The sequence below is a fragment of the Rhizobacter sp. P5_C2 genome (assembly GCF_054049715.1).
In genome coordinates this window covers 31,885-55,010 of the sequence record NZ_JBFULV010000011.1, presented here as the reverse complement: position 1 = coordinate 55,010, position 23,126 = coordinate 31,885, and the positions used below count along the sequence as shown (strand labels likewise).

Below are 23,126 nucleotides of genomic sequence, written 5' to 3'. Positions count from 1 at the left end.
GTGACGGTTGCGGCCGGTCGATCGGTACTCTCGAGCGCCCGCTTGCGGCCACGGTGTTGACATTTCGAGAGGCTGGCGTCCGCCCGGAGAAGGGGAGATTTAGCTGGTGGGGCGGAGGCCCGCGGCCCCCACCCGACCAAGTTCGGCTGAATGTCTGCTGAACGCGCCCACCTTCCAGAAACCGCAGCTTCAAGAAACTCGCGACTCGATGCGGATCGCTCAGTGCCGTGCAATCCACCAGCGCATTCGCCGAGCGCACGAACAGGCACGCCGTCAAAGCCGACGCCAGCCTCGCTGCACGCGCGAGGGCAATTCCCGGCTCGTCACGCGGCCATGGTGAGAAGGAGTTCGTCGAGTCGCTCAAGCGTCGATGCGAGACCATCCTTCAGTCCCATGTCGATCACCTTCTGGACATCCTCGGCAGACTTGTACAAGACGATGGTCGTCACGAGCGTGCGAGTCTGGAGGTCGGTGAAACCAACGTCCCAACGAGCGCGCGGCAGGTTGGGATTCACCGCACCGGTCTCGTCACTGAACGCGTCGAGCGCCACGTAGCCGTCAATCGGATTGATCGTCTGGTAGTCCTGGCGACTCCAGAACGCCTGTCCGTCTGGCATGACCATCGCGTAGTGCCAATACCCACCTTCCTTGAACTCCATGTGCTTGGTCTTGGTGGTCAGTGGCTTAGGGGCGAACCACTGGTCGAGCAGTTCCTGCTTCGTGTAGCAGTCCCACACGAGTTGGCGCTTCGCCGCGAACTCTCGCTTCACGGTGATGCTGTGCTTGGTCTTGTCCACAACGAAATCGAATCGAAGGTCAGGTTTCATGATCATTTCCGCTAAGTTGTTCAAGTAGGTTGTCCAGGTTCTCGAATCTGCTTGCCCAGATTGCGCGCTGCTCGTCAAACCAGCGCTCCGCCGCTGCCAGCTTCCTTCTCTCGAGCACACAGGTCCGAACTCGACCGCTCTTTCGGGTGCGGATCAGCCCTGTACTCTCGAGCACCCCCACGTGCTTCATGAAGGTGGGCAAACCGATGTCGAATGGCTCCGCCAGGTCGCTGACAGTCGCCGGCCCCGTGCCGAGTCGTTGAAGGATCGCTCGACGCGTGGGGTCGGCCAGCGCGTGAAAGACCGAATCCAGAGCCAAAGAATTGTTTGCCATTCGGCGAAGTATAAATGGCTATCAACTCTTGAGCAAGGCAGAGCCTGCGCCTGTCCGGACCTCGCGATAGCCACGCGAGCGAAGTTCGCAGCAGCCGACGGTGGAGCGACCACACGGCAGAGGCGAGCCGCAGCGCGCCGCGTTGATGCGCAGCCTGCCTGATCGCGGTGCCGTCAGGGCGATGCGCCAGACGATCGCCCTACCCACGCGGGCCGACACGAAGTCGAAGGCAGTGGTCTGAGTGCTGCACCGCTCTTCTAGATGCCAAGACACGCAAAGGGTTGGCGCGGAGCAGTGCGCGCCCGTCCTCGTTCTGCACGATGGACATATCAATACCATCACTTGCGGTATATGCCACTGGCCGATAGTGCATGTTCGCCGCCACGGTTGCCGCACCTGCCCGCTCCCCGGCCCGCGCGCGGGCCGGGGGAGACAGTCACGTCGTCGATGACGGCTCCCCCGCCGCGGACGTCTCGACATGGGCGAGCGTCGCGACATGGCGCTCACGGACCAAGCCGGCCAGCAACACGTCCACGAGCGTGCCTCCTTCACCCTTCGCGCCGCTGTTGACGAGCACATCGGGCACCAGCCGCACGCCGCCTGCGGCCAGCGCCTGCGCGACCTGAACAATCGCGTAGTTGCCCGACTCCATCGAGGCGATCTTCTGCTGGATCACCGCCGCCTCGGCCTCGCCGACGGCCAGCGTCTTGCCGGCCTCGGCCACGCCGGTGACGCGGATCACCTCGGCATCGGCGTTGGCGTTGATCTTCTTGGCCTGCGCGGCACCGTCCGCGGTCTTGACAGCCGCCTGCGCGGAGAACTCAGCGATCGACACCTTGCGCTCCGCATCAACCACCTGCGCCTGCGTGCGCGCTAGTGCGGTGGCCTGCTCAAGTTGCTGCTTGACGCCCTGCGCTTCCATCTGCGTGTTGAAGGTGACCTTCTCCTGCTCGGCCAGCTTGCGGTCGGTCAGCGTCTTCATCAGGTCCGCTGGCGGGTTGATGTCGCCGATCAGCGTCTCGACCGCGCCGACGTCGTATTCCTTCAGCGCCCGGGCAATCGCCCCCTTGGCTTCAGCCTGGCGCTCGGTGCGCTTCTTCAGGAAGTCAATCACGTCGGAGTTCTGCGCCGCGTTGCGGAAGTAGTTGCCAATGGTGGGCTCGAGCACCTGCGTAACGAGAGCCTCCATGCTGCCGAACCGCGCGATCACCTTGGGTGCATCGTTGCGCGGGATGTGGATGATCTGGCTCACGTCCAGGTTGAAGGTGAAGCCGTCGGCCGAGCGCACGGTGATGGTCGACAGGTTCACGTCGAGCTTGTGCGCCTCCGACTTGCCGGTGGCCCAGTTGAGCACCACGTTCGCGGTGGGCACCACGCGCACCTTGTGGGTGTAGGTGTTGATCGCGTACTTGCCCGGGTCGAGCACATCGACCCAGACGCCCTTCTCGCCACGGCGCACCATGTTGGCGTGCTTGAAGTCCGCGCCGGTGACGTCGTCGCCCGCCTTGCCGACGAAGGCCACGACCACCCCGACCGAGGCGATCGGCACCTCGGTCATGTCGATGATCTCGATGGTCGCGAACATCGGGTTGATGAAGTAGCGCCCGGCCAGCAGCACCTGCTCCTGCAGGCCCTTGGTGCCACCTCGCTCAACGAATGCCTGCGGATCCTGGAACTGGTTGTGCCCCGGCACCTCGGCACCGGCTATCTCGCCGGTAGCCAGCGGCGCGCCTTCGCGTGTGGTGACGATGCCCAGCTTGTTGTCGGGCACGTCCAGCACGTTGACCTGCGTGACCTTGAACAGCCGCGGGTTGATGCGGTACTTGCCCTGCGGCACGATGCCCATCTGAGGGCCGCGCTGGCCGCCGCGCGCCATGAAGGCCTGGGCGTCCTGGAACGAGTTGCAGGCCACCTGCTGGCCGATGATGCGGCCGCCCGACAGCGCCGCGCCGTCGCGCGCCTCGACCACCCCGACCTTGCCCGGCTCGATCACCGTCATCGGCTCGATGTGCACGGTGAACAGCAGCGTGTTGATGCGCCAGGCGCCTGGCGGCACGATCGACATCTGCACGCCGCGCTCGCCGCTGCGGCCGAGGAAGGCACGTGCGTCCTGGAAGTTGTCGCAATCGACATGACGGGCAACGACGCGGCCATCGGGCAGCGGCGCACCGTCGCAGGCTTCTATGACGCCGATGTGGCCGTCGGGCACGACGGTGAACTTGGCCAGCAACACGGTGTACTGCCAGGGCCAGAGGAAGAAGTGCAACCCGGGCGCGAGCGTATTGGCCTGCAGCCCGGCCTCGCCGAGCACGGCAACAATTCGGCCGGGCGGTAGTTCCCGGTGGGCACCGAAGAGCACGAACGATTTGGTGACAGTGCCGATCGAGTCGTCTGGGACGATGACGATGCCGAACAGACGGAAGACCCACTTGTACAAGGCCAGCAGCACCAGCAGTGCGGCGGACACCCAGAGTGCCGCTCGATGGTCGAAGAGGAAGTCGAAGGAGGTCATGTGGTTCTCTGTTGGTTGCGGTGCGAGCAATCTGCAGCAGCGGGCATAAGCGCCGCATATGGAACGTCTCCACGCCCCGGATGCGTCGCTTATGCTTTCCTGACGGTTGCCCTCCCAAGCTTTGCGCGCATGAACCTCCTCGTCGCTCCACCCGGCTGGCTGTTGCTCGGTCTGCTGATGCTCAACGGCGTCGTCGGCGTCTTGCTCGTGCGGGCGCGGCGCGCCACGCGGACGGCACAAGGCCAAGCGCGTCGCGAGGAGCGTCTGCGCAACTGGAGCGACCGGCTGCGCGACGCGAGCGACCCGGCGACACATGCCAACGCGCTGCTCGATGCACTGGTCGCTGCCGGCGGCGTGCCGGTGGCCGTGCTCGTGTCGATCAAGCTCGGCGTGCACGAACAGGATGCAGCGGCGCTGCAGGTGGGCGAGGCGAGTGCCGAGCAGGAGGCCGGTCTGAAGCTGTGCATACGGCTGGGAGAAGCGCTCGGCCCGGGCAGCCGGCGCGATACGCAACAGCCCGACGTCTACCTGCCCTTGCGCGGACGCGGCGTGACGCTCGGTGCGGCGGTGCTGCGCGGCCTGGGCACCATCGTCGACCTGAGCCTGTGCGCCCACGCGCAAGCGCTGTGCGACCAGATGGGCCTGGCCTTGCAACGCTCACTCTCCGCCCGCGACGAGCAGCAGGCACGCGAACTGGCGCGCGAGCAGGCCGTGCGCACGGCGCTGCTGGCCGCCGTCTCGCACGACTACCGCACCCCGCTGGCGAGCATCATGAGTGCGGCATCGTCGCTGGATCAGCAGGCCGAGCGGCTCGACGTGGCGCAGCAGCGCAAGCTCGCCGCCGGCATCGTCGAAGAGGTGCAGCGCCTGAGCCGGCTGACCGACAACACACTGCAGCTGGTGCGACTCCACGCACCGGGTGTGGAACCGCATTGCGACTGGGAATCGGCCGAGGAGATCGTCGGCACGGCGCTGCGGCGGGCGCGGCGGCGGGATGGAGGCCGGCAGGTGCGCGCTCGCGTCGAGCCCGGGCTGCCGCTGCTGTGGTGTGACGCGATGCTGGTCTCGCAGCTGCTCGACAACCTGGTCGACAACGCGCTGAAGTACGGCCCGCCCGGCGCGCCGGTGGAGATACTGATGCGCCAAATCGCTGACCGGATGCTGCTGGCGGTGCGCGATCGCGGCCCGGGCATTGCGTTGGCCTGGCGCGAGCGTGTCTTTGATGTCTTTCAGCGCGGTGAGAGCGACGCGTCGCAGCGTCCGGGTGCCGGTGTGGGGCTGGCGGTGTGCCGGGCGATCGCCCGAGTGCACGGCGGCGAGCTGACCCTGCGCCCGCGCAGCCACGGCGGCTGCAGCTTCGAGTGTCTGTTGCCACTGCGGGAGCCGCCTTCGGATCCGCCGGAAAGCGAAAATCCATGAGCCTTCGCATCCTGCTGGTCGAGGATGATCGCGACCTGCGAACCGCGCTGCGTGAGGCGCTGGTCGTCGAAGGGTATGACGTGCTCCCGGCTGCCAGCCTGGCCGACGCCCACGCACTGGCACAGCATGCCGAGTCCGAAGGGGGCGTCGATCTGGTGCTGCTCGACCTGGGCCTGCCCGACGGCGACGGTCAGACCTTCCTGCAAGCGCTGCGGCGATCGCGCGCGACGCCGCTGATCGTGATCTCCGCGCGCCAGGCCGAGGTGCAGAAGATCGAGTTGCTCGACGCCGGCGCCGACGACTACCTCGTCAAGCCCTTCAGTCTGCCCGAGCTGCTGGCGCGCATGCGCGTGGCCCTGCGCCACCGCGGCACCGTGGCGCAGCCGGCCATCACGCACTATCGTCACGAGGAACTGGATGTCGACCTCGCGGCGCACCGCGTCACAGTGGAGGGCGCCGAGGTGCACTTGACGCCCACCGAGTTCAAGCTGCTGGCGCGCCTGGTGCGCCAGGCCGGGCAGGTGGTCACGCACCGGCGCCTGCTCGCCGACGTGTGGGGTGCGGAGCACACGGAGCAGACGCACTACCTGCGTCTTTACATGGCGCAGTTGCGCGCGAAGCTGGAGCGCGACCCGGCCGAGCCACGCCGGCTGCTCAACGAGCCCGGCGTCGGCTATCGAATCGTAGAGGGTGCGGACTGAGCCGGCCGCGGCCTCACTCGATGCGAGCCGGTTCAATGCGGCGTTCGCGAATCTGCGTCACCACGAGCGGTCGTTCAAGGCGGACTTGATCTTGCATGGCCTTGTGCCCTGCGCGTCCGTCTCGGCCATCGCGCTGACGGCTGGCATCAACGCCAACCTGCTGTTCAAGTGGCGGCGAGACCATCTCCGCGCGATGCGTGCACCGACGGGCGTGGCCGTGACGCTGGTGCCGGTGCAGCTGGCGCCGGCAGTTGAGACAGCACCGCTGGCGACAACAACGAGCTCGGACGGCATGGATATCGGCAAGTCCCAGCCCTCGGACGAGCACGACGGCATCATCGAAGTCGACTGCGCCGGAGCACGACCGCGAGTTCACAGTCTGGGTCGAGGAGAAGGCGCTGATGCTCGTGCTGCGCGCCCTGCGCCGCAGCGCATGATCGGCCTGCGTGCCGGGACACGCGTCTGGCTCTCCGCCAGCGTCACCGATATGCGCTGCAGCATCGACTCGCTCGCAGCGAGGGGGCGTGCTGTCCTCAGCGAGGGCCCGTACTCGGGTCATGTGTTCGCCTTCCGTGCACGCCGTGGCGTTTTTCTCAAAGTGCTCTGGAGCGGTGGCCACGGCATGTGCCTGCTGACCAAGCGCCTGGAGCGAGGGCGGTTCATCTGGCTGCAAGCCGAATCGGGAAGCGTGGCCCTTAGTTTGGCGCTGCTACCGAAGCTGCTCGAAGGCATCGACTGGCAGCTGCCGCACAAGCAATTCAGAATCCCGCGCCAAGCCTCCGGGTGAGTGACGCGGTTGGAAAGCGGAGATCGCAGTGTCGCTGCATCGCCGCAGGTCGCATCAGCGTTTCCGGAAGTTCCGGTTTCGGGCAGGCGATTCGGCGGCTCCACTGGCTTCTTTGGGTCGGTCTCGCTCGGTCACGGCCTATCGAAGAGAAACCGCTTCATAGCTCTGAGCGGCAATTCGGCAATGTTCCTAGCTTGCAATCATGAGAAGAACAAGCCGCACTCCGTCGCGTGGGATACCGATGCCGGCGTCTGGGTGGGTCGCCACGCCAAGCGACGCGCCGGGTCCGGATCACCGATGCACTCCTTCTGACGATCCTTCTTTTGAACTCGACAACCACGACGCGTCATACCGGTGAGCTTGACCGGCATTGAACCGATCATCTGGCGCGGGACATCGTTTGACGAACGTTGTTGATCCGATCACTGACGAAGGAAAAAATGCTGCACAGGCACTTCAATGCGTCATCCGCTGCAAGCAGCGATGAAGGTCGGCTTTGCAGCGGTTGCGGTCGGTCGGCCGCGGACTCCGAATGTCCGCTCACCGCGGCAATGGTGACGCTGAGAGGTGCGCTGTGCAACGCTGGATGAAGTGAGGTTCGCCTCCACCTCGACATGGCGCGGATAGACGTCCGCTCCGCGGGCTCGCGAACTCACACAATCGACCCTTTGCGGACTTCTGAGTTAGCGATCAAGCTGCTTGGAAGCCGTCGTTCGCTTGCGGCTCGATCACACTCATTCGTCGACCTTTGTACGTGACCGATCGTCGAATCTCAGCAACCCGGTAGTCGGCGGCACACAAGAGAATATACATGGCTCTCCTTGCTGAGAGCAGCGTTTGCTACGCTGCAAATTGAACGAACACGATGACCGCGAGAACCATCAGGAAGCCAAAGAGGACGTAAGTCTTGCGAGTAGCTACACCCAAGAACTTGACTGAATCGCTCACGTAGGCCAAGCGGCAATGAGGGCACCTGACCGTGAATTGGTGGTCAACCTGCTCACTCGGCCAACGCGGACGGAAGTACGAGAAGAAGCCACCTGTGTACCGATTCTTCTGAACGTCGAACTTGACACCGCAGTTTGGGCACGTTTCGTTGGTCATGGTTTGATCGTAGTGAATTGCGGGCGATTGCGTGGCCGACTCTGGCCGAGGCTGTTGCCGACCAAGCCCTGGCCTACCTGAAAGCCACCCTGCGCAGCGTCAGCACCTGGCCAGCAAGCACCTTCCAATCTTCATGGTCCGCGGGACTACCCTGAACAAGATCTGGGCGGCGGCTTCCGTCGGCACTGGGACTGTCTGCAGGGCAGTGAGGATCGGGCGCTTGAATTCGGTTGGAGCCATGGTTTCTCAGCCTACCCGAAACGCGCCGTTGGCGACCGACAGTTGATGGTCGGCAACGGACCCAGGCGCGGCTCAGTTCAAACCGACAGGTTCCCACCAAGAGGCGGGCGGTTCTTCGAGAGTCCGCCAATGCTGAGGGACATTGAAATGCAGGTCAACGCCACGGAGGTCGCAAGGTGGGTATGGAACAGCCACGACAGGCCCATCGTCGAGGCGGACAGCACGACCAGCAAAGCTCCCTTACACAGCGCCGTATCCACCTTTATCTGGCGCCTGAAGTTCACCGCCATCCAGAACAGCAATAGAAGAGGATTCACGATGAACACGAGCGCGACCCATACAGCCTCAGATGGCCCACCATAGTCGCCCCTGAACAACGTGTCCAAAAAACTTACCAGAGTCAAGCCCGCCAAGACCAGCAGGGTGCCTTCAATCCACAACAAGAACTTTCTCATCCTTCCTCCAACCTTGCCGCACCCACCCCAGGAGCTCCCGTTGCAGCCCGCCTAAGCACCCCCAGCTGGCTCTTCGGCAGACGCACCTCACTTTGGACATGAAGTGCGGAATGAGTTTAGTGGCGGCCAGAAGCCGAACTGCAAGGAACCTGTATACGAACTCCCGCAGTTGGGGCAAAGCTTGCTGAGCAGAACGTACGTCGTGACGGCGCCGATCACCAGCAAGATGGCGAAGGCCGCGATCTTCCATGGGATGGGGATTGCGAGGAGAGCAACGACGGCCATCGCATGGACCGCTGCCGATAGCCATCGCAGAAGGCGTTGAATTCTGAACCATTGAGTTGTGCTATTCGGTGCGGCTTACCAGACCTCGCATCTCCTGACGGGCAGCCCACGAACGCAGCCGTTGTTGTCTGCACGGTTGGCTTGCCAGGAAGCAGTCTATGGCGACCGACCGCAAATGGCCGACTGTTCCCCTTCGCCCGACGCCCCGAAAGCGGTCGCACGTGGCAACCGACCCGGCAGCGATCGACTGCTTGCAGGCGATTCCGCGCACATACACTGTCGGCCCATGAGCAGCCGGTCACGAACGGCGGGTTTCGGGAGGCTAACCTGCTCAGCTTGCGGATCCCTGTGCTCTTCAGCGGAACCCCGGAAGGTGCTGGCGCACTCCTATGGGCGCTGCGGTGTGAATGCCGCATCCAGTTCGCCGATCTTCTCGACGACGAGATCGATGAATGCGGACACAGCCAGCGGCAGATGCCGTCGGCTGGGATACAGCACATTGAGGCCGTGGCCGGGACGCTGATATTCGGGTAGCACGGGAACAAGGCGTCCGGCCTGCAAGTCCTTCATGAGGATGGCCCTGGGAAGCAGCGTGATCCCCAACCCAGCCAGCGTCGCCTTGCGAAGTGCCTGCGCTGTGTTGCCGCTGAAGCGAGCGGCGACCTGCACGGCTTCACCAGTGCCGTCGGGTCCGGCCAGGTGCCAGGTCATATGACTGCCAGAGTGCGCAAAGGTCACGCAATCGTGCTCCATCAGGTCCTGCAGTGTGCTGGGCGCGCCCCTCGCTGCAAGATAGCCAGGGCTGGCCACCAGCCCGTCGTTGCCAGCACTCAGAACCTGCCGCCCGATGTATTCCGAGTCCTCAAGGGGACCGCCACGAAACGCCACGTCGATGCGATCCGCGATCAGGTCTGCCTTCGAATCGCTGAGCACCAATGCAAGGCGAACCTTGGGATAGGTCGCCAGGAACTCGGCGACCCATTCCATTACGAACATGTCGAGGAAGTCGGCGGGCGCAGCAACGCGAACAAGCCCACTCGGCTCCTGCCCTGTGGAGCTCAGCACCTGCCCGGCTTCGACCAGTCCCGCTACCGCATCGGCACAACGTGCGTTGAACTCCTCGCCCGCGCTGGTGAGAGTGAGCTTGCGGGTCGAGCGTTGCAGCAGCCGGACGCCGAGATGCTGCTCGAGCCCTTGGACGCGCCTGCTGACGGTGTTCGCTGGCACGCCGAGGCGCCGCGCCGCGCCCGCAAAGCTGCCGCTGCGCACGACCTGCACGAACAAGGCGATGTCGTTCAGATCAAGCATGGCGACCCATTGATTCAAAAATTGGACGGGTGCGCTCCAACTGCACCGGCTAGTACGTCGATCCTACCGCCCCTATCGTTCAAACGTTGACTGCAGCAGCTCAGACGTCATGTCTTCGGCGAGCCGCCTTCACTTCAACTCCAAGGACGATCGATGACCGCAGCGCGAGCCCTTCCTGGCAATCCGAACCTTGATCGAGCATCGAGCGCGGGCGGGCGGGCGATCGTCCACCGCACGCATGGCAACACCCATGGACCGATCACGCGGCTGGTGAGCCCGAGCGACCTCGGCGAGTTCTTGAAGCCGTTCATCTTTCTCGACCTCAACAGTTTCAGCCCCGGTCTCGGCAGTCAGGGCTTCGCGATGCATCCGCATTCAGGCATCGCCACGTTGACCTTCGTGATGGCAGGCAACCTTCGCTACGAAGACACGACTGGCAAGAAGGGCGTGCTGCCAGCTGGCGGCGTGGAGTGGATGCGCTCCGGCAACGGCGTTTGGCATATCGGCGCACCCGTCGGCGACTTGCAGATGTCGGGCTTTCAACTCTGGGTCGCCTTGCCTCCCTCTGAAGAGAACGCGCACGCGGAGAGCCTGTACTTGGCGCCTTCAGACGTTCCACACGAAGGCCCGGCCCGTGCGCTGCTCGGAAGCTACGGCAAGGCCCGCAGCCCGATTCCCGCACCTTCGGGCATGAACTACCTTGCCGTGCGTTTGAAGGACGGCGAGTGCTGGCGATACACGCCGCCCGCCGGCCACACCGTGGCCTGGTTGGCGGTCAGCGCGGGACGACTCGACGTGAATGGGATGGTCGGCACCGGTGAACTCGCCGTGTTCGAGGAATCGGAACAAGCCATCGACTTCGTGGCCCACGGCGACACGTCCTTCGTCCTCGGCTCGGCAGTGAAGCATCCACACGACCTGGTGATGGGCTACTACTCGGTGCACACCAGCAAGACTGCCCTGGCACTGGGAGAGGCCGAGATTCAGCGCATCGGCGCCGAGCTGCGACGTGACAAGCGAATCGGCTAGATCACCCGCCGCATGCCTCGACCAGCCGGTGGCCACCGAGCGATCTGCATATTCAGTCTCAGCCGCCCACCGGCAACTCATTGTCCTTCGGGGTTCCTCCATGACCAAGGTACCGGCTGCCGACGACGTCTTCGTGCGCTGGAATCGCACGATCCCCGCTGCCGAAGGCAGCACATTCAATCACCACGGAGAAACACATGAAGCGTAGAGAGATGCTTGTTAGCGGCGCTGCAGTTGGCGCAGCGACATTGCTGACCGCATCGGCGACAGCCGCAAACAAAGACGCCGTTGCAGGCGGTGTATCCAGTTCCAAAACCAAAGGAAATGACATGACAAACAAATGGATGATTGACCCCAACGATGCAGTATTGCTGCTGATAGATCATCAGAGCGGCTTGTTCCAGTTGGTCCGTGATATGGAGTACCGGGAACTCCGCAACAACGTAGTTGCTCTTGCGAAGGCAGCGAAGATCGCGAAGATCCCGACCGTCGCAACGGCATCAGTTCCCGGTGGCCCCAATGGTCCGATCATTCCCGATATCCTTCTGAGCAACCCCGATGTGGTGTACGTTCCGCGCGAAGGCCCGATCAACGCGTGGGATCACCGCCCCTTTGTCGAGGCCGTCGAGAAGACCAAGCGGAAGACATTGCTCATCGCGGGCACGCTCACGAGCATTTGCATGGTATTTCCTGCACTCAGCGCCCTCGCACAGGGATACAAAGTGTTCTGCATTGTGGATGCCTCGGGCAATTGGTCGAAGATGGCAACCGACATCTCAATTGCCCGGGTCACGCAGGCGGGCGCAATGCCAACTGACACATTCGCGGTGATTACAGAGGTGATGCACACTTGGAATCGCCCAGAAGCAATGGAATTCGCCAAGGTCTTTGTCGACCACGTCGAACCCGCATATGGGGCGTTGTTTGAAAGCTATGACATGGCACAAAAGAACGTGAAGAAGTAGGTTCACACAAATAAACTGGATTTGGGCTACCTGGGGACAGGTGGCCCTGTATTCAACTTGGAGGAAATTGCCGAAAGGCCAGATGCCTTACTACGCGAGCGACGCCATAGATCAAAACGCGGGATTAGCCAGCACTGGCGACACCATGGGAGCCACGGTCGTCATCGCTCATTGGGTGCGTGATGGCAGGCAGGCTGAGTACGAAGGTATGAACAAGCTGACAGGCCTCATCGCATCCTCATCGGTACACGGCACGATGATCAGATTCGCGGCGCCTCAGTTGAGTTCCCGACCGGCAACTCTGGTTGAAATTCGAAGCCCCGACCGTGCCGCATGAATGTCAGGTCTCCGGCGCTCGATCCAGCCGGACCAATGTCGCCGATGGGTCGATAGCTCTGATTCGCGGCTCGCAGTAGCAGCCGTTCGACCTGGTCAGCGCCGGCATGCAGCCCCGTCGATTCGGGCGTGACCGAGCAAACCCAACGCGTTGCGCGACGAAGGACTCCTCTCCGTCAGAGCGGTCGCTCGAGCGACGGGCTCTGACCGACCGCAACCAGTCTGAAGCTGTCAGCGACTCTGTGATGACGGCTTTGCAGCGGCTGCCGACGCTCGCGGCCAGGGGCTGGGTTCACGCTGAGTGGCACAAAGCGGTCATCGACCCGTCCGCCCGACCACCGGCTTCGATGATCGGTCTTGAAGACGCTGCGGTCATCCAGCCTCGCACGCCGCGGCTCGCCCCATCAACCGGCGCCGAGTGTCTGCTGCTCAAAGCTTCGAACTGGTGTTTCCGACCCAAGGGAGCCGACCGAGACTTCAACCAGCCCGCTCCGAACCGGACGTTGGCGGCACGACGGGGGCGAGCGGTGGCCTCCGCTCCTTTTCAGTTGCCCACTTTCTACTCAAAGGCAATGGAGGGGCCACACTCCCTTCCATCGCTTGCGGGCCTGCCGTATCCGCTCCGCAAATCCCTCGGCGTCCAGTCGTTCTCCGTCCCACAGCATGGCTTGCTTGGCATCCTCTGACAGTTCGTCACGCAGTGCTTTTAACAAGGCCGCAGTGGGAGCGCGCAGTTTGCCGCGGAGGTGCAGGTTCGAAGCCAGCACAGCCAGCGCTCGGCGAGCGGTTGTCACCCCGCGAATCTGCGCGGAAACCTCCTCCCGCCAGCCTTTCACTTCCAGCCAGGCATTTCCTCCAACGTGAGGACCATAGGTCCGTTGTACAGCGACGGCAGAGTGGCGCGGTTGCGCTGGTCGTCAATGAAGTCCGGCCAAAGCATCTGGTAGACCCACTTCGGCTGCTGGCGCAGGAGGTCGACGGAGGTGGCGAACTGATTCTCGCCAATGGCGATCGGCTTGCCGTCAGCGACACGCAGCATCGTGGAGTAGCTGTTGGTGACATAGCCTAGTTCATAGATGTCCAGCGACGCGATGTCGAAGTAATCTGATCCCGGGTTGTATTGATCTATGTCGGTGGTGAACAGTGGGTTCTTGATGTCTTGCACATTCCAAACCCAGATGATGTTGTCCAGAGCCTTCGACTTTGCCAAGTAGTCATGCGTCATGCGATAGAGCGCCGCACTGCCGAATGTCCCCTTGTGGCAGGACCACCAGAACTTGCACATGTTCATCTCGTGGAAGGGGCGGAAGAGCACCACCACACCGGCGTCTTTCAACTGCTGGAAGTAGCCGGCCAATGTGTCGAGCCGACCTAGCCACGCGTTGTTCAAACCGGTTCCAGGCGTCAAGAGCTCCTTGAACTGGTCGTCGGTGAAATGCACCGGATGCTTGTCGCCGATGTCGTCCCACGTGCAGTACTCGTTCTGTATCGGCGCACAAGCGTGATACATCAACCCAACGAGAGCGCCCTTGGCGAACTGTCGCTTAGCCTCGGCCACCATGTTTCCACGGTTCCCAACAGCGCCTCCGAATCCGAAATCGGCGCCCCAGAACGATCCAACCTTGCCAGTGATCGCATTGATTCGGTTCGTGTCGCTGGTGGGCGAGCCAGTATTCTTGTTCTCTACTCCCACCAAAGTCTGTTGCCCAGATATGGCCCGCAGGAAGTCAAGCATGCGCTGCTTCTTGGCGGCTGTCGACGAAGGCGGCGTTCCGTTTGCCTTCGAGAATCTGTACGATGACATCGCATCATTGAACCCCAGCGGCACCAAGTTGACCGTGTCAGCCAAGAGCGACAGCACGCGTCCTGACCCGCCGACATCGGTGAACAGGTCAACCTGGAAGCCCACAGGTACCTTTACCGAGGACGCCAGACGTATCCAGCCGGCGGGTGCATCGGCTGCTCCTTCACCGGTGCAGTAGCTTCTGCCCGCGTAGTTGATGTCTTCGTAGAAGCACACTTGCGACGTAGTGCCAACAACGCGGCTGAACGTGAATATCTGGTTGGTCGAGCCGGCACAGCTCCATTGCTGCACATTGGCGCGATCCGCGGCGCTGCGGTCGGCCACATCGATGCACTTGCCGCTCTTCTGGTTCTTGATCGTGAACTGATCGGAACCGGTGGCGGGTTGAATCGCGAAGCGTTGCTGGCCGGAGCCGTTGTCGCTCCACTGTTGCACGTTGGCGCCGTCGTTGGTGAAGCCGCCGACGATGTCGATGGCCTTGCCACTGTTCACGTTGAGCAGCTTGTAGAAGCCTCCGCCGAGGCTTGTCACGTCAAACTGTTGCGCCGTGGTCCCGTTGCAGGTGTATTGCTGAATATTGATGCCGTCTCCCAGTCCAGCAGCATCAACGTCGACACATTTGCCGCTGTGGGCGGCTTTGATTGCGTAGCGGCCAGCCTCAAGATCGGCCGCCACGGCAGGTGTGACGCCATAGACCGTGGTGACGACGACCACTGCCAATGTGTGCATTGAAAGTCTCATGGATCCTCTCCATTGGTGAATGGAGACACGGTAGCGTTAAAGTGGAAACGCATCCATTGCACACCGCGCGCCATCGTTGCAACGACAGGAACGTTCGAGGGTTTTCGCTCACTGATTTCACGTGTTCTGTTTCAGTCGCCACAGATGGACGCAATTTCGTGGAGACGCGGCGCATGCTCATTCAGATCCCAGCAGCAGGCGGCAGGCGGAGGCGAGCGTCAGCAAGTTCGGGTCGCGTTCGCGCGCACGCAGGTAGCTCAAGCCGATCTGTTGGCGCACGGCGAAGCGCGGGTGCAGGGGAATCAGTTGGACAGAGCCGTTGAGAACATCGCGGACGCGACCGGGCAGCAATGTGCACCCGACGCCACCGCTGACGAAGTTGATCAGCGTGAAGATGTCGCCAACCTGCAGTGCGACCTGTGGGGTGTAGCCGGCCTTCGCAAAGGTAGCAGCGAAATCATTGCGTGTGGCGAATCCCTCGGTGAGGCTTACGAAGCGCTCACTGCCGCAAGCGCCCAAGTCGATCGAATCCATCTGCGCATACTTCGAGTTTGCAGGCGCCGCGAAGAACACCTGGTCTTCGAACAGCGGGATCGATTCGATATCCTGGGCGCTGTCCGGCAACACCATCAACGCGGCGTCTACAGTGAAGGCACGCAGCTTGGTCAGGAGTTCGACATTCGATCCCATCGAGACGTCGGTCTGCAAGGACGGCCTGCGCAGTTTGAGGGCGGTGACAAGCCCTGGAATAGTTCTGACACCGAGCGAGTACAGCGAGCCAATGCAGACGCTGTCGGCCAGGTAGCCACCTGCAGCGCGTGTGGCATTGACTCCTTCGCGCATAACCTTGAGCGCTGCGTGCGCGGTTCCCGCCAGCACAGAAGCAGCCGAAGTTGGCATCAGGTTCCTGCCCTCCGCGCGGAACAGTGGGCAGCGCAGCGCGTCCTCCAGCGAGTGCAGCGCGCGGTGGACGCTGACTGGGTTGATGCCCAGCGCCTGGGCAGCTCGTGTCAGTGTGCCGGCATCCATGTAGGCCAGCAGAATCTCCAGCTTGCGAAAGGTGATCTCCTCGGGGAGAGCATCGCGCATGTGGGTTCCTTTGACGCAGTTTTTTGAGTACCTGTCGACGACGTCAAGTTGTCGCCACCGCGGCGCCATCGATATTGGATTCGACGTGCTTCCCTCAGCAGCCATCGCCGAGAGTGGACGCCGCTCTAGCCTTGCTTGATGAGGTCCTGGAGGATCAACGGTCCACCCATGCCGATCAGGTTGCCGCCTTCGTCGAGCTTGCCGAGCAGGATGGGAGCGAAACCCAGAGCGGCGACGAGCTTTGAGATAGCAGTCTGCGCGTCATCGTCGTTGCTCGATACGAACATGACCCGACGCCCCCCGCCATCAGCAGGATCTTTGGCCAGGAGCTTGGCCGGCAGCTGATTGAGCGTCTTGACCACTTTCGCCCCGGAGAATGCAGTTGCCACGAGTTCGGTGGAAGGACGCCCCTTCAGTTCCTCCGGCGAGATGCCGTAGGTGTTCATGGCGTCGACGACTACCTTGCCAGACCAACTCGGCAGAGCTCCTGCGACGGTTGTATGGGCGCGGAAGGGAATCGCCAGGATGACCACTTCGGCCTTGAGCGCGTCCTGCAGAGTCATGGGAACTACGGCGTTGCCGATCTCCTTTGCCAATGAGGCGATGGAGCTTGGACCGCGGGTGTTGGCCAGGCCTACGGCGATGCCACTGCGGGCGAAATGTTTGGCCAAGGCAGCGCCGACGTTGCCAGAGCCGATGATCGAGTAGTTCACGAGATTTCCTTCGATATGGTGGAGCGGGTTTGGCGAGTCCGCTTTGTCTATGCGGTGATGGCCGCGACATCCGCGAGCGCTTTGGCAACAGCGGCTTCTCTCGCCTCGGGACCGAACGCGGTGCCTTCGGCTCGCACAATGGTCACGTCTGTCATGCCGAGGAAGGCCAGGACGCCCTTGAGGTAGCTCTCTTGGTGCTCGAACCCGGCTGCTGGGCTACCTGCGGAATACACGCCACCACGCGCGGATGCAATGAAGACCTTCTTGCCTTTCAGCAAGCCCTCAGGTCCGGTCGCGGTATAGCGAAATGTCCTGCCTGCAATCGCAATGCGATCGATCCATGCCTTGAGCGGCGTTGGGATCGTCAGGTTGTACATCGGCGCACCAATGACAAGAACATCAGCGGCGGTCAGTTCATCCAGGTAGGCGTTCCCTTTCACCAAGTCTGCATTGATGGCCATGTCGTCGCTGGCAACACCCTGACGGGCGGCCACGTGAATTCCGGTCAGGTGCAGAGCCGGGTCTGCTCCTAAGTCTCGGTAGGTGACACGAATATCGGGATGCAACGCGCGCTGGCGCGCGACGAGCTCCGATGTCAGGCGGCGACTGACAGATGCGGCGCCGAGGGCGCTGGAATCAAGGTGAAGCAGATGCATGGTGAATTCCGGTGGGGTGTAGCTTGGCAAACGAATGGTGCGGCCAGTCCTCGTATCTGAAAAGACGGTATATTGAGATGTGATACATCTCCACCGGAGATGGAGGGGCTCATGCTCGACGGTGTCTCACTCGACCAGCTCAGAAGTTTCATAGCCGCCGTTGACGAAGGAAGCTTCTCGGCCGCGGCGCGCAGGCTCAACCGCGTTCAATCCGCGGTGAGCGGATGGATTGGTGACCTGGAGGGGCAACTGGGCGTCACTTTGTTTGACCGTTCTGGACGATTCCCGAAGCTCACGACTGAGGGAGTGCTGCTCCTCGCAGACGCGCGAAGTGTCGTGTCCGGTGTGGACACCCTCAAGGCCCGCGCCAAGCTGATGGTTTCGGGGCTCGAAGCTGAGCTCTCGGTGGTGGTCGACGTGTTCTTTCCCACTGCCATCATCAGCGCGGCCGCCAAGGCGTTCTCGCGCCAGTTTCCGTTGACCCCGCTTCGGCTCTTCGTTGAAGGATTGGGCGCTGGCTATCAGTCAGTTCTGAGTGGCCGTTGCAGCCTCGGGATTCTGGCCTCGCTGCCTGTCGCGTTTCCATCTCTCGTCAGCGAGCGGCTCGGCGAAATTGCTCTGGTCTCGGTTGCTGCCGCAACCCATCCGCTCGCGAGCATTGGACGTCGCATTCCCAAGCATGAGCTGTCGAGCCACGTACAACTTGTCCTGACAGACAGGTCTGACTTGATGGAAGGGCGGGACTACGGTGTCGTATCCGCGTCCACATGGCGCTTGGCAGACCTCTCGACCAAGCATGCCTTTCTCAAAGACTGCGTTGGGTGGGGAAACATGCCACTGCACACAGTCGAGAAGGACATCGCCGACGGGACATTGGTTCTGCTGGACACGGAAGAAGTGCCGCCTACTGGTTTCATGCTGGGCGTATCCGCCTATCACCCGGCGTCGGAGCCGCCAGGTCCTGCGGGCAGATGGCTTGTCGAGCATCTAAATGGCTTCTCAAAGTCCATCCTGAGCCTCGTCGACTGATCGCGCACGACATAGGCGAGCAGTTCCAGAGAGGTGGATGCCACTCCTGTGGCAGGAATCACTCGACGCGTAGGCTACGGAGAAACTCCGGTGCGGGAACGAAGAGATCATGGCGGAAGAATACGAGGTGTCCTTGGGGGGCATGCTCGCCCACAAGCGGACGTTCGGTGTCCAAGGCATCAGATTTCACCCATTGCCGTTGAGCAGAGTCGCCACCGCCACTCGCAGCCAGCGATGCGCGGCATCCTCGGTTCGGCGGCTATGCCATGCCTGCTGATACGCAAATTGCGGAAGTTTCAAAGGTGTCTCGAACTTGCGTAGGGTCTTGTGCTTCTGCATTGACCCTACCGCCCGACTTGCGACCGTCAGAATCAGATCGGTGCCGGCCAGCACATCCATCGCTGCGCCCCAGTGCGGCAGCACCAAAGCAAGGTGGCGGCGCCGGCCGTGCACGGCCACAGCGTTCCCAATCTCGTCGGGCGCATCGTGGCGCAGCGACACCATGGCGTGCGGGCGCTCAACCCATTGATCGAAGGTCAGGAATCCGCTAGCCGGCAATACAGCCCTATCGGCCACGCTGACAAACCGCTCTTGAAACAGCTCTTGGACTTGGATGTCTGCGGGTAGGTCGGGAAAGATGCCAAGGGCCAAGTCCAACTCTCCGTCGAACAGTTGGGCCAGCATCGCCTCCCGACTGGCCTGGCTGATGGCTAGGTCCACGCCCGGCGCATGTTCTCGCACATGCCTCACTAGCTGCGGCAAAACCACCCGCGCGGCATAGTCGGACAACGAGAGCCGGAACCGCCTCTTCAATCGCGCCGGGTCGAACACTGGTGCAGCCAATAGCCCATTGAGGCTGCTCAGAGCTTCGCCCAGCGGCCTGACGAGGCTTTCGGCTCGTACGGTCAGTTCAAGTCGCCCGTCGCGGCGCATCAGCAGCGGGTCCCCGAAATGCTTGCGCAGAAGGGCCAGGGAGTGGCTGACCGCCGGCTGGCTCTTGTGCAGCCGCAGAGCGGCTCGGCTCACATGTTTTTCAGTCAGCAGAGCGTGCAGGGTCAAGAGCAAGTTCAGGTCGATGCGGCGCAGTTCATCCATGCGGTGAATAGTAGCTGTGCACAGAATCGATTTCCATAAAGATGGCGTATGAAAGACCATACGTACATCGATCCAACACACCGACAGGAACCTCCGATGATGAGTAAAGCAGCAGTGCTTGCACCTGTGGCCATGGCGCTGCTTGCCGGTGCCGTTCTCCCATTCCAAGCCGCAGCCAACTCCACCATCGGGCGTATGGCAGGGCACCCACTGTGGGCGGCTCTCGTTTCCCTGGGCGTGAGTCTTCTGGTGATCGTTCCCACGTTGGCGCTCCTGCGGGCGCCGACTCCGCAAACCACTGCCGTGCTGAATGGGCCTTGGTGGCTCTGGATCGGCGGCGTGCTCGGTGCGATCTACGTGGCCGCGGCTGCCTCGGTCACACCCAAACTCGGCGCTGGTGGCTTCCTGGTCTGTGTGGTTGCCGGGCAGATGGTCGCCGCAGTTGTGGTCGATCACTACGGAATGATGGGCTTGGCAAGCAAGCCGATCAGCCTCCAGCGCATCGCCGGAGTCGCACTGATCCTGTGCGGTGTTTTTCTCATTCAAGGTCTGGGACCCTCCTTGTCCAGGAAGTCCGCCTCGACCTCGGTCAAACACTGAGCAGTTTGGCCCAACAAATTCTCCATGCAACAACGTAGAAAGGAACGCGTTATGCAAACCAACCCATCCACCAACGTCAAACAGGCCTTGGCCGCTACGGCTCTCGCCGTCACCCTGGCCCCGGCTGCCAAGGCCCAGGAGTTTGTAAAACTCCAGTTCAGCGATGGGCGCGCCAGCGTTTCGGGAGTCGAGAGCGTCAATGCAGTGCTGCGCCCTGTCGGCGTGCGCGCCAGCGCCGTAACAATCCCCGAGCAAGTCAAGGCCATCCTGAAGGCATCGACAACACGGGCGACCAATGAGGCAGAGCAAAAGCAACTCATCTCTGCCTTCTCTTTGAACCGAGCTGATCTGCTGGAGCAAATCCGTCTCGCCGGCCGGACGCCCGAAGTGAACCGTGGTGGGTATCTCGGCACGGCAGAGGGTGACACGCCTTCCTATCCCAAGGCATACGACATGAAGGCGATGACGCCTGATATGCAGACTTGGGCACTCAATCGATATGGTCGCCTCCATGTGAACTCATCGGACAATGGCTCGGGTATCGACGAGGTAATGACTGTCGTGTCCGGCGGACCGTTCACGTGGATGTTTGTGCTGCCTGACGGCGTGCTTGCCCGACTCACGGTCCATCGCATCGCAGAGAACGGGCCAGCACTGCGTCTGAGCTATCCGGGCATGGGCACGCATGCGGGGTACATGGACTCTAGCGATGGCCTGATCGTGGCGTACGCGCATGGACCTGAGCGCTTCACCATCCGTTTCGATGAGCCGACAGCACCGTACGCGAACCTGCTGAATACGAACGCCTGGGTTGACTTCACAGGACCGGTTCCCAAGCTGCGCGACAAGGTCAATTGAGATGGGACAGATGACGCGCTGCGCAGCAGCGCGTCATACCTCTGATGTCGTGAGAATGAAGTTCAGCGAGAACGGCTCTTCGAGCGCCTGCCCTCGCTAACCACGGTCGCCAAAAGGAAGAAGGCCGCAGAGACGACCTGACCGGGCCCATCCTTTGCTCGCTATGCTGTTCCTGATCGCTTTGGGCCCCCGCTGATCCCGCCCAACGCGGATCTTCCGCATCGGGCAGGAGTGGGAGCGACGCACGGCCTGCTCCGTGGCTACGGAGCAGGCTGACCGAGGCGCCGGAAGCAAAGTCCTTGAACAAGTCGCTCAGCCCGTAAAAGACGAGCGCGAGGCCAAGGCCGTAGGGCAAAGCACTCTGGGGCCGGTTCTCGGCTTCGGCATCGTCAGCCTGGCAGCTAAGCTGCCGATGTGGGAGGAACAACACATGGGCAGCGTCAGCAAGTTGATCTGTAGGTTCTGACCGTCGACCAGCAGCCCACGAGGGCCGCCGCTCATCGCCGTGAGCGCGGTGCTGGGCTGTCCATACCAGCGGCCTTGGACCGGGCCGCCTCGGCAAACCTGGGCAACTGTTCGGCATGCCTGAGCATGGAAGTTATCGGGTACACCAGCGAGATCGCTCCCGGGGGAGTACGAAGTCGCTCTGCCGCAGGTGCGAATACAGGTGCGAGGCATGTAACCCGCTGAGCCAGTTCTGCGTCTCGCTGCGCCCAGTCGATGCGCCTGGCCGCTTGGCTGCGTTTCCTCGGGGGACGATGTGCCCGAAGCCAGGCTCGATCGTTCCGGTAGAGCCACGCGTAACACGCTGGTGCGGTGCGACGCAGGGCACCTATTCCGAGAGACGAGTCTCTACCGACCATAAGCACCCATTGGGCGCGCTGGGCATCTCGCTCACGCTGAAACAACCGGTCGTCCCTACTCGCGACCAAGAGAGGGTCTACCGAGAGCAGGCGGTAGATGGAACTGGAAGACAGATTGCATCGCCGAGCGATCGCCGTGATGGACTGACCTTTTCCCAGTAGATCTTTGACCTTGGCGATGCGTTCGCCATTCAGTGTTTTGCGCCGCTCATGGATGGGCGCACCCGCGATCCGGCGCTGCTTCACCACCCACCCGACGCTGACGCCGAACGACGCAGCGATCTGCCGGCACGAGAGCGAGCGGTCCGTGAGTGCCGCGGCGGCTTGCTCGAAGCGACCCTGGGCGGTGGCGGTGGCAGTGGCGGTGGCGGTGGCGGTGGCGGTGGCGGTGGCGGACGAGGGCTGTTGAGGGTAGTCCCGCTCATTCTTCATTTGCTCAAGGCAGGCATGGATGAAACGGTCAAACGTCTCGAACAGGACATGGATGAGCATGACGTGCGCCAGCGGCGAGCAGTATCTCGGCCTTTTCCTTAGGAGATCCTGGATCCACGGCATGGGGTCGTCCCCTGCCAAGCCAAATCGTCTTGCAGCTCGCCAGTCCACGGCGTCGCCCAGTTCAGACCGCAACACGTGGGTCAGCAACTCGAAACTCGGACGTCCTTTGCCGCGCGTCCAACCCCGACGGAGGATCTCGCCAACGTAGGCGCCGCGCATGGGTTTGGCACCTAACTGGGGGCCCTCGTAGCGCAAGGCGTCGAATGAGATGCGTGCTAAGCCACGCTGCGAATCACTCGCCATGACAGGTGCAGTGGCCGGCAATCCGGGTGGGGCGGGCCATAGCTTCGCGCGGTGCCCGAATTCGCTCTGTGAAAGAGTGGAAGCGAGCAGACAACCGTGCTTCGCACATGCGGCCACGCCTGGCAGGTGATGGGATCGGTGCCAGAAAGACGTTCCAACTTCCCTGCGCATTTCGCTGACGCAGATCGGGCAGTAGCGCAGGACAGGTGTGGCGCGAACACCGTGTGCCAGGATACCCATTGCGCCCTTCAAGCGCCCGGCATCGTGAGAGAGCGCGATCTCACGAATGTGAGGCCAGCGGCTTTCAGGCGCGAATAGGCGGTAGTAGGGGTACAACGTGTGCCGCTCGATGATCACATCGACATCCGTGACTGATATTGATTCGCCAACGCGGTCGACGATCGCTTGAAGGTGGCAAGGTAGGTCGGCACTCACGCAGTAGTTGCGGCCGCCGGTCAAGCGGGCAAGTGCATCTCTGGTTGCCATCAACGCGTTCACACTGGCCAACCGGGTCAGACCGGAAAACAGCAGTTCCTCGTCCAACAGCGGTGTAGAAGACGCCAGCATGCTGCATGCCT

19 protein-coding genes are annotated in these 23,126 nt (G+C 62.3%); 8 read left to right on the top strand and 11 right to left on the bottom strand.

From position 1 onward, the window contains the following. Window positions 1-323: 323 nt before the first annotated feature. The 3 genes from ACXJLU_RS05950 to ACXJLU_RS05940 all read right to left on the bottom strand — a co-directional run bounded on the left by ACXJLU_RS05950 (window position 324) and on the right by ACXJLU_RS05940 (window position 3,673). Window positions 324-827 carry an SRPBCC family protein gene (locus ACXJLU_RS05950; RefSeq protein ID WP_457329526.1) on the bottom strand — a complete coding sequence of 168 codons (504 nt, stop codon included), beginning with the start codon at window positions 825-827 and terminating at the stop codon, window positions 324-326. Further along, the gene (locus tag ACXJLU_RS05945; protein ID WP_457329525.1) at window positions 817-1,161 is read right to left on the bottom strand and encodes an ArsR/SmtB family transcription factor; all 345 of its coding nucleotides are present in this window, start codon (window positions 1,159-1,161) and stop codon (window positions 817-819) included. Before ACXJLU_RS05945 ends, ACXJLU_RS05950 begins: the two co-directional genes overlap by 11 nt. A gap of 436 nt (window positions 1,162-1,597) precedes the next feature. Further along, on the bottom strand, window positions 1,598-3,673 hold the full coding sequence (locus ACXJLU_RS05940) for an SPFH domain-containing protein (protein ID WP_457329524.1): 2,076 nt from the start codon (window positions 3,671-3,673) through the stop codon (window positions 1,598-1,600). 129 nt (window positions 3,674-3,802) lie between these two features. On the opposite strand from ACXJLU_RS05940, the gene ACXJLU_RS05935 reads away from it, so the two are divergent. From ACXJLU_RS05935 to tnpB, 3 genes are read left to right on the top strand one after another with little or no spacing between them, the layout of a single operon-like run. Beyond that, complete coding sequence (locus ACXJLU_RS05935; protein ID WP_457329523.1) at window positions 3,803-5,092, top strand: sensor histidine kinase; 1,290 nt, start codon at window positions 3,803-3,805, stop codon at window positions 5,090-5,092. Further along, window positions 5,089-5,793, top strand: a complete 705-nt coding sequence (locus ACXJLU_RS05930) for a response regulator (protein ID WP_457329522.1) — start codon at window positions 5,089-5,091, stop codon at window positions 5,791-5,793. The genes ACXJLU_RS05935 and ACXJLU_RS05930 overlap by 4 nt, the downstream gene beginning before the upstream one ends. Further along, on the top strand, window positions 5,783-6,580 hold the full coding sequence (gene tnpB / locus ACXJLU_RS05925; RefSeq protein WP_457329521.1) for an IS66 family insertion sequence element accessory protein TnpB: 798 nt from the start codon (window positions 5,783-5,785) through the stop codon (window positions 6,578-6,580). The genes ACXJLU_RS05930 and tnpB overlap by 11 nt, the downstream gene beginning before the upstream one ends. Window positions 6,581-8,001: 1,421 nt before the next feature. Here the strand turns inward: tnpB and ACXJLU_RS05920 are convergent. Together ACXJLU_RS05920 and ACXJLU_RS05915 are read right to left on the bottom strand one after the other, a co-directional pair. Then, a complete protein-coding gene (locus ACXJLU_RS05920) occupies window positions 8,002-8,379 on the bottom strand; it encodes a hypothetical protein (protein ID WP_457329520.1) in 378 nt (125 codons plus the stop codon). 672 nt (window positions 8,380-9,051) lie between these two features. Continuing rightward, window positions 9,052-9,972, bottom strand: a complete 921-nt coding sequence (locus ACXJLU_RS05915) for a LysR family transcriptional regulator (protein WP_457329519.1) — start codon at window positions 9,970-9,972, stop codon at window positions 9,052-9,054. 153 nt (window positions 9,973-10,125) lie between these two features. Here ACXJLU_RS05915 and ACXJLU_RS05910 point away from each other — a divergent pair, with 153 nt between their 5' ends. Both ACXJLU_RS05910 and ACXJLU_RS05905 read left to right on the top strand, forming a co-directional pair. Then, a complete protein-coding gene (locus ACXJLU_RS05910) occupies window positions 10,126-11,001 on the top strand; it encodes a pirin family protein (RefSeq protein ID WP_457329518.1) in 876 nt (291 codons plus the stop codon). Window positions 11,002-11,330: 329 nt separating this feature from the next. Then, on the top strand, window positions 11,331-11,966 hold the full coding sequence (locus ACXJLU_RS05905) for an isochorismatase family protein (protein ID WP_457329571.1): 636 nt from the start codon (window positions 11,331-11,333) through the stop codon (window positions 11,964-11,966). 1,168 nt (window positions 11,967-13,134) lie between these two features. Here ACXJLU_RS05905 and ACXJLU_RS05900 read toward each other — a convergent pair. From ACXJLU_RS05900 to ACXJLU_RS05885, 4 genes are all read right to left on the bottom strand, one after another. Beyond that, entirely contained in the window at window positions 13,135-14,835 is a 1,701-nt protein-coding gene (locus ACXJLU_RS05900; protein WP_457329517.1) for an RICIN domain-containing protein, read from the bottom strand. Window positions 14,836-15,024: 189 nt separating this feature from the next. Further along, on the bottom strand, window positions 15,025-15,936 hold the full coding sequence (locus ACXJLU_RS05895; protein ID WP_457329516.1) for a LysR family transcriptional regulator: 912 nt from the start codon (window positions 15,934-15,936) through the stop codon (window positions 15,025-15,027). A 125-nt stretch (window positions 15,937-16,061) separates the two neighbouring features. Further along, window positions 16,062-16,649 carry an NADPH-dependent F420 reductase gene (locus ACXJLU_RS05890; protein ID WP_457329515.1) on the bottom strand — a complete coding sequence of 196 codons (588 nt, stop codon included), beginning with the start codon at window positions 16,647-16,649 and terminating at the stop codon, window positions 16,062-16,064. A 47-nt stretch (window positions 16,650-16,696) separates the two neighbouring features. Continuing rightward, window positions 16,697-17,305, bottom strand: a complete 609-nt coding sequence (locus ACXJLU_RS05885) for an FMN-dependent NADH-azoreductase (RefSeq protein ID WP_457329514.1) — start codon at window positions 17,303-17,305, stop codon at window positions 16,697-16,699. 111 nt (window positions 17,306-17,416) lie between these two features. Here ACXJLU_RS05885 and ACXJLU_RS05880 point away from each other — a divergent pair, with 111 nt between their 5' ends. Then, window positions 17,417-18,334 (top strand): LysR family transcriptional regulator, encoded by a 918-nt coding sequence (locus ACXJLU_RS05880; protein WP_457329513.1) that lies wholly within the window; start codon window positions 17,417-17,419, stop codon window positions 18,332-18,334. A 186-nt stretch (window positions 18,335-18,520) separates the two neighbouring features. On the opposite strand, the gene ACXJLU_RS05875 is transcribed toward ACXJLU_RS05880, so the two are convergent. Beyond that, the gene (locus ACXJLU_RS05875) at window positions 18,521-19,429 is read right to left on the bottom strand and encodes a LysR family transcriptional regulator (RefSeq protein ID WP_457329512.1); all 909 of its coding nucleotides are present in this window, start codon (window positions 19,427-19,429) and stop codon (window positions 18,521-18,523) included. 96 nt (window positions 19,430-19,525) lie between these two features. Here ACXJLU_RS05875 and ACXJLU_RS05870 point away from each other — a divergent pair, with 96 nt between their 5' ends. Together ACXJLU_RS05870 and ACXJLU_RS05865 are read left to right on the top strand one after the other, a co-directional pair. After that, a complete protein-coding gene (locus ACXJLU_RS05870; protein ID WP_457329511.1) occupies window positions 19,526-20,029 on the top strand; it encodes a DMT family transporter in 504 nt (167 codons plus the stop codon). A gap of 51 nt (window positions 20,030-20,080) precedes the next feature. Then, window positions 20,081-20,887 (top strand): hypothetical protein, encoded by an 807-nt coding sequence (locus ACXJLU_RS05865; RefSeq protein WP_457329510.1) that lies wholly within the window; start codon window positions 20,081-20,083, stop codon window positions 20,885-20,887. 497 nt (window positions 20,888-21,384) lie between these two features. On the opposite strand, the gene ACXJLU_RS05860 is transcribed toward ACXJLU_RS05865, so the two are convergent. Further along, a complete protein-coding gene (locus tag ACXJLU_RS05860) occupies window positions 21,385-23,115 on the bottom strand; it encodes a TnsD family Tn7-like transposition protein (RefSeq protein WP_457329509.1) in 1,731 nt (576 codons plus the stop codon). Window positions 23,116-23,126: the final 11 nt, after the last annotated feature.